General features: G+C 47.8%; 11 protein-coding genes. 9 read left to right on the forward strand and 2 right to left on the reverse strand.

Annotation, left to right across the window (positions count from 1 at the left end; translation table 11 throughout):
• The first annotated feature begins 148 nt into the window (after positions 1–148).
• From QFZ48_RS26595 to QFZ48_RS26635, 9 genes are all read left to right on the forward strand, one after another.
• Positions 149–1,603, forward strand: coding sequence for a TolC family protein (locus QFZ48_RS26595; protein WP_429064577.1), 1,455 nt, complete (start codon positions 149–151; stop codon positions 1,601–1,603).
• A gap of 12 nt (positions 1,604–1,615) precedes the next feature.
• Positions 1,616–2,605: an HlyD family secretion protein gene (locus tag QFZ48_RS26600; RefSeq protein WP_429064579.1), complete on the forward strand. Its 990-nt coding sequence runs from the start codon at positions 1,616–1,618 to the stop codon at positions 2,603–2,605.
• A complete protein-coding gene (locus tag QFZ48_RS26605) occupies positions 2,605–3,771 on the forward strand; it encodes an ABC transporter permease (protein ID WP_429064581.1) in 1,167 nt (388 codons plus the stop codon). Before QFZ48_RS26600 ends, QFZ48_RS26605 begins: the two co-directional genes overlap by 1 nt.
• Complete coding sequence (locus QFZ48_RS26610) at positions 3,764–4,939, forward strand: ABC transporter permease (protein WP_429064583.1); 1,176 nt, start codon at positions 3,764–3,766, stop codon at positions 4,937–4,939. Before QFZ48_RS26605 ends, QFZ48_RS26610 begins: the two co-directional genes overlap by 8 nt.
• Positions 4,940–4,942: 3 nt before the next feature.
• Positions 4,943–6,292 carry an exonuclease domain-containing protein gene (locus QFZ48_RS26615; protein WP_429048087.1) on the forward strand — a complete coding sequence of 450 codons (1,350 nt, stop codon included), beginning with the start codon at positions 4,943–4,945 and terminating at the stop codon, positions 6,290–6,292.
• A 292-nt stretch (positions 6,293–6,584) separates the two neighbouring features.
• Complete coding sequence (locus QFZ48_RS26620; protein ID WP_429048085.1) at positions 6,585–7,514, forward strand: phosphoribosylaminoimidazolesuccinocarboxamide synthase; 930 nt, start codon at positions 6,585–6,587, stop codon at positions 7,512–7,514.
• Between the two features lie 53 nt (positions 7,515–7,567).
• A complete protein-coding gene (locus QFZ48_RS26625; protein WP_429064584.1) occupies positions 7,568–8,146 on the forward strand; it encodes an LpqN/LpqT family lipoprotein in 579 nt (192 codons plus the stop codon).
• A 277-nt stretch (positions 8,147–8,423) separates the two neighbouring features.
• A complete protein-coding gene (locus tag QFZ48_RS26630; RefSeq protein WP_429064586.1) occupies positions 8,424–10,220 on the forward strand; it encodes an ABC transporter ATP-binding protein in 1,797 nt (598 codons plus the stop codon).
• Positions 10,221–10,377: 157 nt separating this feature from the next.
• Positions 10,378–10,818, forward strand: a complete 441-nt coding sequence (locus QFZ48_RS26635) for a DUF3276 family protein (protein ID WP_429048081.1) — start codon at positions 10,378–10,380, stop codon at positions 10,816–10,818.
• 294 nt (positions 10,819–11,112) lie between these two features.
• Here the strand turns inward: QFZ48_RS26635 and pgi are convergent, their stop codons facing one another.
• Both pgi and QFZ48_RS26645 read right to left on the reverse strand, forming a co-directional pair.
• Entirely contained in the window at positions 11,113–12,768 is a 1,656-nt protein-coding gene (gene pgi, locus QFZ48_RS26640) for a glucose-6-phosphate isomerase (RefSeq protein WP_429048079.1), read from the reverse strand.
• Positions 12,769–12,812: 44 nt separating this feature from the next.
• Entirely contained in the window at positions 12,813–13,616 is an 804-nt protein-coding gene (locus QFZ48_RS26645) for a hypothetical protein (RefSeq protein ID WP_429048078.1), read from the reverse strand.
• Positions 13,617–13,618: the final 2 nt, after the last annotated feature.

Here is a 13,618-nt window from a genome sequence, read left to right on the forward strand (position 1 = left end):
ATGCGCTTAAAGGTAAGAAATATAACGATAAGCCCTTTATTATCAAATGATGTATAATTTTTTTCAAATACTTCAAACATTATTCATGAAAGATTGTTTTGAGGTGTTGGGGTTCAACCGGAAGCCTTCCTGATGTAAAGAAAACCGTATGAGATATTACTTGTTTTTAATTCCGTTACTGCCAGCATTGTTTGTACACGGTCAGCAAAACGGACAACAGCTGACTTTAAAGGAATGTTACCGGCTTGCGAAACAGGGAAACACATTGGTGCAGCAGGCGCAGCGATCCCTGAAAGCCCGGGAGTATAACCTGCAGGCAGAAAACGGGGCGTATTATCCTAAAGTGGATCTGCTGGCGGGTTACAATTACCTCGGCAAACCATTGGAGATAAACCTGCAACAGGTAAAAGACGGGGTGGTTAACGGGTCTTCTTCCCAAAGCGTGAATACCGCTAATACCGTTTACCAGCAAATTACCGGTCAGCCGCTTCCGCAAAATGTGCAGGACGTTATCTACAACGCCACGAAGGGCATCATCAATACCTTTTACCCCGATTATAACCCGGAGCTTACAAAGCAATCTTATTTCACGGCAGCCCTGGCGCTGCGGCAGCCAATATACCTCGGCGGCAAAATTGCAACCGCACAACAGCTGGCCAGAACACAGGTAACAGCCGGGCAGTTCAATCAGCAGGTGGTGGAAAAAGGGTTGTTCTTTGCCATCAGTGCACAGTACCTCCGCATCCTCTACCTGAATACCATTCTTGCCCATGAAGCCGTAATCGTTGAATCTTTCAGGAAGAACCGCGATTATGCCGCCTCTTTAAAAGATAACCAGATCCTGCCGCCTTACCTGCTCAACTGGGCAAGGGTATCTTTTGTACAGGCCATCAACCGGTACAACAACCTCGAGCTGGAGAAAGAAAATGCACTGCTGGAATTAAACGACTTGCTCGGGCAGCCGATTGAAACACCTATTGAAATCAACGACACCCTGGAATACGAACTGAAACCGGTAACGGAAACGGGCCAACTGGAATTGCTCCGCAATAACCCCACTTACCGCCTGGTGGAAAACAAAACGGACCTGGCCAATGTAGCTGTAAAGGCGTCGCGGTCGCTCGCCCTGCCCAATATTTTTGCCATCGGCAGCCTGAACCTGTACCAGAAAGATTTACCGGTAACCATACCGCCATGGCTCATCGGGGTGGAAATGCAATGGAACCTCTTCGACGGCTTCCAGAAATATAAACGTACCAAAGCCAGTAAAATGCTGGTGGAAGAAGCGCAGATGGCGGCCCTGAACACTAAAACCTCGCTGGAACTGCAACTGAGGGTGTCGATCAATAAAATGAAAGCCCTGCAAAATGATGTGGCCTCGCTCGACAGCGCCCGGCAACAGGCGCACCTCACCACCACATTGGTCACCGACCGTATGCAAAACCAGCTGTCGTCTGTAAAAGATGTTAATGATGCACTCCTGCAGGAAGAGGAAATGCATAAGATCTACTATACCGCCGTAATGGGCTACTACCTCGCCCTGGCGCAGTACTGGAATGTAATAGGCACACCGGAACAATTTGCAGAATATGTTGACAGATAAACAGATTTTTTCATGAGAGCTGTACTTAAAAATTATTGGGCCCTGCTGATCCCCATCGCTATCCTGGTGATTGCGCTGATCTTCTTTGTGAAGAAGCCGGCAGCTGCAGATGAATCCATGATAGGCATGGTGGACGCCGACTACGTGGATGTGGCGGCAGAATTCCCCGGCCGGCTGGACAGCCTCCTGGTGAAACAGGGAGATACCGTCCGTAAGGGGCAGTTGCTGGGGGTGCTCCGCTCCACCGAAATCAATGCTATCCGTAACCAGGCGCAGGCGGCCATAGATGCGGCAAAAGGACAGCTCACGCTGTTGCAGAAAGGCGCCCGGCCCGAAGCCATCAAAGCAGCCGATAACCTCTATAATATCACCCAGCAACAGTATGAGCTGATGCAGAAAACCTATCAGCGTATGCAGAACCTCTTTAACGATGAGGTGATTTCCGGGCAGGAAAAAGACCTGGTATACTTCAAACTGCAAGCCGCGAAAAAAGAAATGGAAACGGCCAAGCTGAACATGGATATGCTGCAACAGGGCAGCCGGCCGGAACTCATCACCACCGCATCAGCCATTGTACGGCAGGCGGAACAAGGCTATGAACTCACCAAAGCATTATCTGATAACACTTATATACATGCGCCGTCAGACGGCATTATCACTTCCATGGTCATAGAAGAAGGGGAGATCGTGGCTATTGGCTACCCGCTGATGACGATCCAGAAACCAGCCACGTATCATATTACCTACAATGTGCGCCAGGATGATATGCCGCGTTTCCCGCTGGGAACCCGTGTACAGGTGCGGGTGCCGGGATGCGATCCGGAGAATTTTGAAGCCGAGGTACATAAGGTAGCGCCTTCTCTCACATTCGCCAACTGGGTACCTGTAAAAGAACAGGGCAGGTTTGAACTGCGCACTTTTACGGTAGACCTGAAACCTGTTAACCAGGCGGCTGTGAAAGGTCTGCGCCCTGGTATGACCGCCTCCATGAAACTGCCATGATGCGTTCCATCCTCCATATTGCAATCAGGGAGTGGAAGCGCATACTTACCCTCCCGGAACATTACATCGTACTGCTGGTGTTGCCGCCACTGGTATGCCTGCTCTATGGCTATATCTATAATAACCAGTTTGCCCGTGACCTCCCGGTGGCCATCTGGGATGAATCGCATTCGCCTTTATCGCGCAAGTTTGCATTTATGCTGGAGCAAACGGAGAGTATTCATATCACACAGCAGGTAGATAATGAAATCACCCTGCAAAAGATGATGGAACAGGGTGTGATCCAGGGCGCTGTCCATTTCCCGGAGAAAATGGATGATCATATCAAAAGCCGTCAACCGGTGTATATCACCGTATATACAAACACCGCAGCGGTAGTAACAGCAAAGCTGATCTATAAGGATGCCGCCAAAGTATTGATTACGGCGGGCTCGGGAGTTACGTTACAGAAGTTTGTAAAAACCGGCATGCCTGCCGGCAGGGCGATGGCGCTGGTGCAGCCCATCCGGCTCACCTCTTATATGTTATACAATCCGCAATACAACTACCAGCAATACCTGGTGCCGGGGCTAATTGCAGTGGCACTACAGATGATGATCATCATGGTAACAGTGCTTGCTTTAAACCTGGAAGAAAAAAGAGGCACCTTCGCGGAACTGAATACAATAGCCAATGGGTCAGCCTCCAATGTATTGCTGGGCAAAGGTTTGGCGCACCTGAGCGTAGGATGGCTGCATTATATCCTGGTAACATGTATTGTGTTCCCGCTTTTTGCGCACGGACGAATGGGCGGCTCCTGGCCGCTTTTCCTGCTTTTTACCTTGCTGATCATCGGATGTATCAGCATAGGATTGATGGTATCGGCCATTGTAAGCGATGTAATGGTGGCCTGCGACCTCGGACTGTTCTATACTTCCCCGGCCTTTGTATTCAGCGGTTTTACTTTTCCCCGCTGGGCCATGCCGTGGTATGACCAATACTACGCCTGGCTCATGCCGTTTACGCCTTTCCTGGATGGATTCTTCAAAGTATATTTTATGGAGTTGCCCATGCAGTATGTATATAAGGAAGCGGGCCAACTGCTGATCTATATAGCAGTTACATTCCCGGTGGCATTGGTATTCCTGCAACGGAAACTGGATAAACTTTCCTTACAGCATGCGTAATTTTTTCCATCATATAACCCGGTTGTTCCTGCGGGAAGTGAGGATGGTAGCCACCGACCACAGTTTGTTGCTTACCCTGCTGATAGCGCCGCTCCTGTATGCTTTTTTCTATGGCAGCATTTATAGTTATAAGGTAGAAGAGAAAGTATTACTGGCGGTGGCGGACGACGACAAAAGTGAATTATCCCGCGCCTTCCTGCAGCAACTAAGCAAAATGCAGATTGCAGCCGTAACAGGCGCCAGGGACCTGCAGGATGCACAGGAGAAAATGTATTACGGCGAGTGCCAGGGCTACCTGTACATTCCCCACGGCGTAGAGAAAAAAGTGCTGGCCCTGCAACAGGCCGATATTGTGCTGGCCGTGAATGCTGCGCGGTTTCTGCCTTCCAGCGAACTGGCCGGTGGCATCACCACGCTGGCGCTTACCGTAGGGGCAGGGGTAAGGCTGAAGTATAACGAAATGCAGGGGTTGAATGCCCAGATGGCCATGCGGGAAACCCAGCCGGTGAACCTCGACTACCGGCCGATGTACAATGCACGCTCCAGTTATGGCGCGTTCCTTTTACCGGGACTGCTGGCGCTGATATTACAGCAAACGCTGCTGATAGGTCTTTCCGAAAGCATGGCGCTCGACAAGGAAAAAGGGCGCGTGCATGAACTGGTGAAAACCGGTGGTGGCGGCTTATCGGCCACCCTCTGGGGGAAAGGACTTTTTTATATGGTGCTTTTTTGCTGCTATGCGTTTTTCTTTATGACGGTCAACTATACGACCCTGAACATCCCTTTCCGCGGACGGGTGCTGGATGTGGCAGTGGTGTTCTTCCTTTTCTTTTTCTCACTCATTCCCCTGGGAATATGGCTGGGCACTATGTTCCGCAGTCAGCTGATGGCGGCGCAGATGATGGTGTTTTCCACCTACCCGGTATTCCTCATTGCGGGTTATGCATGGCCATATGAATCCCTGCCGGTACCACTGCAGTGGTTATCGTCCATGGTGCCTACCACACCGTTCCTGAAAGTGTACCAGTCCATTGTGCAAATGGGCGGCACCCTGGCGGATAATGCTTCTTCCGTATTACATTTGCTGGCGCTGTCGGGGTTTTATACCCTGCTGGCATTACTTGGATTAAGGCGTTTGAATAAGCGGCAACAATCCATATCTTTGTAACGGATGTATGCAATTGTAGATATTGAAACGACAGGCGGGCATGCCAGCGCCAATGGTATAACGGAGATCGCCGTTTTCCTGTACAACGGGAACGAAGTGACGCAGCATTACCAAACCCTGGTAAACCCCGGAATCCCCATTCCTTATTACATAGAGTCGTTAACGGGCATCAGCAACAGTATGGTGGCGGATGCACCTCCCTTTGAGGCTATCGCCCCGTTATTATACGACCTGTTGAAAGACCGGATCTTTGTAGCCCATAATGTAAACTTCGATTACTCATTTATAAAGCACCAGCTGGCCAATGCGGGCTTCGACCTGCAATGTAAGAAACTGTGCACGGTACGGCTGGGACGCAAGATCTTCCCGGGGCTGAAATCATATAGCCTGGGTAATATCTGCCGCCATTTCAGCATACCGGTTAATGGCCGGCACCGGGCCGGCGGCGATGCCGAAGCCACCACCGTGCTTTTCGGGATGCTGCTGGCCAACGATAAAGAAAAGGTAATTGCTTCCATGCTGAAGGTGGGATCAAAGGAACAGTTCCTGCCGCCTAACCTGCCACCGGACCAGGTGAAAGGACTGCCGGCCCACCCTGGTGTTTATTATTTCCATGACCACAAAGACAAAGTAGTATACGTAGGCAAGGCAAAGGACCTGGGTAAACGGGTAAACAGCCATTTTACCGGGCATAGCGCCAGCCGCCAGCGGCAGAATTTCCTGCGTACTATTCACCGCATTTCCTACCAGGAAACGGCTACCGAATTAATGGCCTGCATCCTGGAGTCGGTGGAGATAAAGCGCCTGTGGCCAATTTTTAACTATGCCCAGAAGCGGGTGGAGTTCAGGTATGGATTTTACCTGTTTGAAGACCAGCAGGGATACCTGCGACTGGTTATAGAAAAGAAGCGGAAGTATTCGCACCCTGTACACAGCTTTAACCTGCTGATAGACGGTCACCGGCTGCTGCGCTCCCTCATAAAGGAGTTCCAACTGTGTCCCAAACTCTGCTTCCTGCAAAAGGGCAATGGCACCTGTGCGGGCATTACCGCCGGCACCTGTAATGGCGCCTGCGATAAGGTGGAAAAGCCGGAAAGCTATAATGAGCGCATGAAAGCGGCGATTGCATTTTTACAGGAGCAACAACCCTCCGTGATTATCGTAGACAAAGGCCGCAACAGCAGCGAGAAAAGCTGTATCCTGATGGAAAAGGGCCGCTTTTATGGAATGGGCTATATCCCTGCAGAAGTGAATACCGCCGAAGCCGCCCACGTCCGCGACTACCTGACCCCTTACGCCGAAAACGAAGTGATCATCAGCCTGCTCCGGCCTTATGCCGGCAACAGCCGGTGATGCGGATTTTGTCTTTCTCGCTGATTACGCTGATTTTACTGATTTAGAGATTTGATCACTTTGGATTTTAAATGATTTTGGGAGATATAAGCGAATATCTCCCAATCCATTAAAATCCTTATAAAATCCAAAAAGTAAAATCAAAGTAATCAGCATAATCAGCGTAATCAGTGAGAAAGACAACCTCCGCTAAGAAAAAAAATACACGATCGTTATAAATCACCTGATTCATGATTACTTTTGCATCTCGTAAAAGTGATTTTCATTTTTAATTATTAATATTTTTTTATTCATGTTAGAGTCAAGTTTCAAATTACCAGGTCAAACTGCCTTTTACAAAGGAAAAGTACGCGATGTTTACACCATTGAAGACAGGCTGATGGTAATGGTAGTAAGCGATCGCATCTCTGCATTTGATGTGGTACTGCCACGCCCGATCCCCTTCAAAGGACAGGTACTGAACCAGGTTGCGGCCATTATGCTGGAAGCGACCAAGGATATCGTTCCTAACTGGGTAAAATCTTCTCCGCTGCCTAATGTAACTATCGGGCTGAAATGTGAAACTTTCCCGGTGGAAATGGTGGTACGCGGTAACCTGACCGGTCACGCCTGGAGAACTTACAAATCCGGTGAGCGGGTATTGTGTGGTGTAACCATGCCGGAAGGACTGAAGGAAAACGACTTCTTCCCGTCGCCTATCATTACTCCAACCACCAAAGCACATGAAGGTCATGATGAGGATATTTCCCGTGATGAGATCATTTCGCAGGGACTGGTAAGCAAGGAAGACTACGAGCAACTCGAAAAGTACACCCTCGCTTTATTTGAAAGAGGTAAGGAAATGGCCGCCAAACGCGGACTGATCCTGGTGGATACAAAATATGAATTCGGTAAGATCGGCGATACCATTTATGTAATCGACGAAATTCATACGCCCGACTCTTCCCGCTATTTCTACGCGGAAGGTTATGAAGAGAACCAGAAGAACGGCGCCCAGCAGAAACAGCTCAGTAAGGAATTCGTGCGTGAGTGGCTGATGGCAAACGGTTTCCAGGGTAAAGACGGTCAGCAGGTACCGGAAATGACAGACGAATTTGTAACGAGCGTAAGCGAGCGCTACATTGAACTGTTTGAAAATATTACCGGTCAGAAATTTGTGAAAGAAGAAGTAGCGGCTGCGGATGCAGAATCCAGGATAATAGCTGCACTTAAAAGTTTATAATCATTCGATCGCTCCGGTGCAATGCCGGAGCGGTTTTTATCCCTTTGTGCACGATGAAATTACAATTATTGATCCCCGCGGTAGTTTGTTTGTTAAGCTTTGCCGCCTGCAACAACACCTCCAAATCCCCTAAAGAATTAAGCAGCGAGGAAGTACTGGAACTGGCTGGAAAATCGCCGGGCATGAATGCCGGCAGAGGAACCTTTACCGTAAATACCCCCGCCGGCTGGACGAAGATAGATACCGTGATGAGCCGGATAGAATATACGTTTATGATGGCGCCGGTAACCGATGATAGTACCTTTCAGGCCAATGTAAATATTGTTACGCAGGAACTGAAGAAAGGATTTACGCTGGATAAGGTGATGGAAAGCACCCAAAAAGAAATGGAAAGTTTCTTCGTGGATTATAAAAAGATCGATACCGGCGAACGCACGGTAACCGGCGTAAAAGCCAAATGGATGAAATGCCAGTATGCCCACCGTGAAAGCGGTACCCTGCTCAACGGAGAGGTAACCATCCTGGTAAAAAATAATATCGCCTACGCCATTACCCTCACCACACTCGCCGACGACCTGGCAAAATATGAACCAGCGCTGGAAGAGATCCTGGGGTCTTTTACCGCAAAGTAAAATAGGCGGATTTTGTCTTTCTCGCTGATTACGCTGATTATACTGATTAGTTTGATTTTTACTTTTGGATTTTATAAGGATTAAGGGAGATAGAAGCGGATATATTCGCTCTTATCTCCCTTAATTATTACTTGAGGAAAATCTAAAAATCAAAAAAAATCCAAAAGTAAAAATCAAACTAATCAGTATAATCAGCGTAATCAGCGAGAAAGACAAAATCCGCGGTCTTCTCCTTTATGCTTCGAATGCCTTATTTTTGTTTGCAAATTGACGACCGTTGAAACACCTTGCCGCGCTTAATAAATACTTTCTTACCAATAAATGGCTGCTGATCCTTGGACTGTTGTTTACCGCTATATCCATTGTGTTCAGTGTCTTCCAGCCTATCATGGTACGCCAGATCTTTGACCTGCTGGCGCATAATATAGATGAATACCGGCTGCTGGACAATACTGCACTGAAGGTGGCCTTCCGTGCGGATTTCACGCATGTACTGGCGTTTTACGGGGTGAGTATCCTGCTGTTTGCATTGCTGAGCGGATTCTTTTTATTCCTGCAACGGCAAACGCTGATTGTAATGAGCCGTCATATCGAGTACGATCTGAAGAATGAAATTTACCAGCATTATCAGAAGCTGGATCTTAACTTTTTTAAGATGCATCGTACCGGCGACCTGATGAGCCGTATTACGGAAGATGTATCACGGGTACGCATGTATGTAGGTCCTGCTATCATGTACGCATCGCGGACTGTATTTCTCATCGTGATCATTGTATACCTGATGCTGGAGGTGAATCCTTTGCTGACGCTGTATACCTTGTCGCCATTGCCTTTCCTTGCCTTAACCATTTATTATGTGAACAGGATCATTCACCGCAAAAGCGAAAAGATCCAGTCGCAGTTATCCAATATTACTTCCATTGCGCAGGAATCTTATTCCGGTATCCGCGTAATAAAATCATATATCCAGGAAGATGCCAGCGCACGCCATTTTGAAGAAGCGAGCGAAGCGTATAAAGACAGCTCTATCAGCCTGGCTAAAACAGACGCCCTGTTTCAGCCCACTATGGCGCTGATGATTGGCCTGAGCGTGATCCTCACTATTTTCATAGGTGGTATTCAGGTAATCAAGGGAAATATTACTGTGGGCAACCTGGCGGAATTTGTGATCTATGTAAACATGCTGATGTTCCCGTTCTTTTCTATCGGGATGGTGGCGTCCATGATACAGCGTGCGGCGGCCTCACAGCAACGTATAAACGAATTTTTACAGATAGCGCCTACGGTGAAGGATGAACCGGATGCGAAAACGGTGAAGCTGAAAGGAGGGGTGCGGCTGGAAAACGTGACTTTCACTTATCCGCATACGGGGGTTACCGCCATCAGCGATTTTAACCTGGATATCAAACCGGGGCAGAAGGTGGCCGTTATTGGCAGAACCGGGTCCGGCAAAAGTACGCTGGCGCAACTGCTTATCCGGATGTACGATCCGCAGGAGGGGAAGGTGATGGTAGACGACCAGGATATCCGTCACCTGCGGCTGGCCGATTTGCGTAGCCAGATCAGTTATGTGCCGCAGGATGTGTTCCTGTTTTCCGACAGCATCGCCAATAACATCCGTTTTGGCGATCCTAGCGCCAGTATTCAGGCGGTGCAAACCGCTGCCAGGCAGGCTTCCGTGGAGAAAGACATCCTGGGTTTCAACGAAGGCTTTGATACCGCCATCGGGGAGAGGGGCGTAACGCTGAGCGGTGGCCAGAAACAGCGGATCTCCATTGCAAGGGCGCTGATCAAGGACCCGGACATCCTCATTTTCGACGACTGCCTCTCCGCTGTTGATGCCCGGACCGAAAAAGAGATTATAGGTAACCTGTATGCCTATCTGAAAAATAAGACAGCCATTATCATCACTCACCGGATATTTGCCTTGTTTGAGTTCGATAGCATAATCGTACTCGATGAAGGAAAAATTGTAGAGCAGGGAACACATAATGATTTATTGTCATTGAACGGATACTACGCAGAGCTGTACGCGCGTCAGCAATCCGGCGACGAAGAAAGTGTAAGTGAGTAGCAATCACGTGCTTGTATATTCCCTGCCGCAGCCCGTTACACGTGGCTTTTATGATTTTTCAAAATCATTTAAAAATATTTTGATATTTGTAAAACAATAGTATATTTGTCTCTTATTGTAACAGGATTTGATTCGTTAACACTTAAATCTATCAACTGTGGCGTACGAAAACAACAATCAACAGGAAAGAAACAATGATAGCATCTTTTCTAAACGATTGAAAGCGGGCAAAAGAAGAACGTACTTCTTTGATGTAAAGACCACTCGGGGAAACGACTATTTTCTTACTATAACAGAAAGTAAGAAGCGTTTTAATGACAACGGTTATGACAGGCACAAAGTATTCCTGTACAAGGAGGACTTCAACAAGTTCCTGAACGCACTGACCGAAACCATCAACTATGTGAAAACTGAGTTGATGCCCGATTTCGACTTTGATGCCTACAACCATGATTATGTGCAGGAAGAACAGGACGAAACAGAAACAGAAGGAGTTGAAGTTAGCGCTTCAGTAGCCCCTGTTGAGGTAGAAGTACCTGTTGAGGCGTCAGTAGCCGCCCCGGCTTCACATAGCTCAGACGAGGTAGACAAATGGTAAGATTTTTACTTAAAGATTTTTACAAAAAATAATAGGCAACCCCCGGATTTCTCCGGGGGTTTTTTATTACCCGGATTTTGTCTTTCCCGCTGATTACGCTGATTATACTGATTACTATGATTTTGTTTTTTTTGATTTTATAAAGGATTTTAAATGATTAGAGGAGATATAAGCGAAAATATCCGCTCATATCTCCTCTAATCATTTAAAATCCAAAGTGATCAAATCCCTAAATCAGTAAAATCAGCGTAATCAGCGGGAAAGACAACATCCGCGTTCGCCGGAGGCGAACAATTACGCCGTGCGCATATGCTTCCACGCGTTGATCAGGCCATTGGTGCTCGCATCGTGGTTAAGTATGATGTCGTTGTTTTCCAGTTCGGGTAATATTTTGCTGGCTAATTGTTTGCCGAGTTCCACGCCCCATTGGTCGAAGCTGTAAATGTTCCAGATCACGCCCTGAACAAAGATCTTGTGTTCGTAGAGGGCGATCAGTGAACCCAGGGAGCGGGGGGTTATTTCCTTTACCAGGAAGGAGTTGGTGGGGCGGTTGCCAGGGAAAATTTTCGATGGCAGGATATTCGCCATTTCTTCTGCCGAAGCGCCGGACTTCTCCAGTTCAGCACGTACCTCTGCTTCCGTTTTGCCATTCATCAGCGCTTCTGTTTGTGCAAAAAAGTTCGACAATAGTTTCACATGATGATCACCGATGGGATTGTGGCTGATAGCCGGTGCGATAAAGTCGCAGGGAATCAGGCGGGTGCCCTGGTGGATGAGCTGGTAGAAAGCATGTTGACCATTGGTGCCTGGTTCGCCCCAAACGATAGGGCCGGTTTCATAACTAACGGTGTGGCCTGTACGATCGGTGGATTTACCATTGCTTTCCATATTGCCTTGCTGGAAATAAGCAGCAAAGCGGTGCATGTACTGGTCGTATGGCAATATGGCTTCTGTGGCGCTGCCGAAGAAATTACCATACCACAGGCCAATCAGCGCCATGATAATAGGTATATTCTGTTCCGGTGGTGTATCGGCGAAGTGCCTGTCCACTGCATGTGCGCCATCAAGTAGCTGCGTGAAGTTGTCGTACCCGATGGTGAGTGCAATAGATAAGCCGATAGCGGACCACAGGGAGTAGCGGCCGCCAACCCAATCCCAGAATTCAAACATATTCTTTGGATCGATACCAAAGGCTGTTACTGCTTTTTCGTTGGTAGATAAAGCAGCAAAATGTTTGGCTACAAATTTCTCATCTTCTGCGTGTTCCAGGAACCAGTTGCGCGCGGTGTGGGCGTTGGTCATGGTTTCCTGGGTGGTAAATGTTTTGGAGGCGATGAGGAACAAGGTTTCGTCCGGTGTAACTTTTTTCAGGGTTTCGGCGATGTGCGTGCCATCTACGTTAGATACAAAATAGGTTTGTATGTTAGGTTTCCAGTATGGTTTCAGCGCTTCCGTAACCATCACCGGGCCGAGGTCGGAACCACCGATACCGATATTTACGATATAACGTATAGGCTTACCCGTGTATCCTTTCCATTCGCCGGAGTGTATCTGCCGGCAGATGTGATCCATTTTGTTCAATACTGCTTTTACATCAGGCATTACATCGCGGCCATCCAGTAAAACAGGTTTATCTGATGTGTTGCGTAAAGCGGTATGCAGTACAGCACGGTTTTCTGTAACGTTTATTTTTTCTGCGCCAAACATCGCTTTGATCGCATCCGGTACGCCGCATTCTGCTGCCAGTCCTAATAACAGGCTGCGGGTATCTTCCGTAATAATATTCTTGGAGTAGTCGAAAAGGATGTCTTCAAATTTCAGGGAAAACTCACTGAAGCGTTCTTTGTTTTCCATAAACAAGGCACGCATATGTACCTTTTTCATTTCTTCTGCGTGCTTCTTTAAGGCGTCCCACGATTTGGTGGTTGTTGGATTGGTAGATGGAAACATAGTCGTGTATATATTAAATGCGCATCAAAAATAATCTTTTAGATTCATGATTTCTGTTTCCTGTACAATTGCCAGGAAATTGTTATGGCAATCACGCCAATGGCAATAATGCAGGTATGGATGATGGGGTTCTCATCCATGGTGTCGGCAGCCCTTCTCTTCAGCAGGATACCATAGAAGGCCCACACAATAACAAGGGCATAGGTGATATTGTTGCGAAGCAGCACCATGGCTATACTCAGCAGGGTACCCACGCTGATCATGGCAATAGCCCACAGCACCTGGGAATGGCGGCTGCCTTCCCACCCGGTGTATACCAGCAGCGCCGTGATATTAGCGATGGTGGCAATAGAAATCCATCCAAGGTAGATGCTGAAAGGAATATGAATAAATAATTTCTCCGTCAGCGTAGCAGGAGCGATGCCGATACCAAAGTTGAGATGTACGATGATCAGTGAAATCAGGAGGATCACCATGATAGCCACGCTCACAGGTATCAGGTGATAATGCCAGGCAAACAGCCAGCAGGCATTGGCCACACAGGAAATGAGGAACCAGTCTTTCATACGCTGCATCACATATGCCAGCGTTGCAGGTTGTTTATTAGAGAAAGATAACCATAATTGATATATGATAAATGCCGTTAAAGAAAGATAGATAACACTCCAGATAGAGAACGTAATTCCCGCCGGTATAAAAAGGTTAGGGTATTCTTCCGAAATCTGTGCGGTTGTTTTACCATTGATGGGAAGCAGCACTGCCAGTGCGTTTGCGGCTATCATGATAATAAAACCTAGCGTGTTGAAGATGGACCGGTTTTTAAAGTGGAGGGTTTCATGGCTCACCATAA

It is taken from the genome of Chitinophaga sp. W2I13 (assembly GCF_050434005.1).
GTDB lineage: Bacteria > Bacteroidota > Bacteroidia > Chitinophagales > Chitinophagaceae > Chitinophaga.

What these genes read in the sequence shown, in the direction of transcription:
- QFZ48_RS26595 (WP_429064577.1), top strand. Translation starts at nt 149, where the DNA reads ATGAGATATTACTTGTTTTTAATTCCGTTACTGCCAGCATTGTTTGTA.
- QFZ48_RS26600 (WP_429064579.1), top strand. Translation starts at nt 1,616, where the DNA reads ATGAGAGCTGTACTTAAAAATTATTGGGCCCTGCTGATCCCCATCGCT.
- QFZ48_RS26605 (WP_429064581.1), top strand. Translation starts at nt 2,605, where the DNA reads ATGCGTTCCATCCTCCATATTGCAATCAGGGAGTGGAAGCGCATACTT.
- QFZ48_RS26610 (WP_429064583.1), top strand. Translation starts at nt 3,764, where the DNA reads ATGCGTAATTTTTTCCATCATATAACCCGGTTGTTCCTGCGGGAAGTG.
- QFZ48_RS26615 (WP_429048087.1), top strand. Translation starts at nt 4,943, where the DNA reads ATGTATGCAATTGTAGATATTGAAACGACAGGCGGGCATGCCAGCGCC.
- QFZ48_RS26620 (WP_429048085.1), top strand. Translation starts at nt 6,585, where the DNA reads ATGTTAGAGTCAAGTTTCAAATTACCAGGTCAAACTGCCTTTTACAAA.
- QFZ48_RS26625 (WP_429064584.1), top strand. Translation starts at nt 7,568, where the DNA reads ATGAAATTACAATTATTGATCCCCGCGGTAGTTTGTTTGTTAAGCTTT.
- pgi (WP_429048079.1), bottom strand. Translation starts at nt 12,768, where the DNA reads ATGTTTCCATCTACCAATCCAACAACCACCAAATCGTGGGACGCCTTA.
- QFZ48_RS26645 (WP_429048078.1), bottom strand. Translation starts at nt 13,616, where the DNA reads ATGGTGAGCCATGAAACCCTCCACTTTAAAAACCGGTCCATCTTCAAC.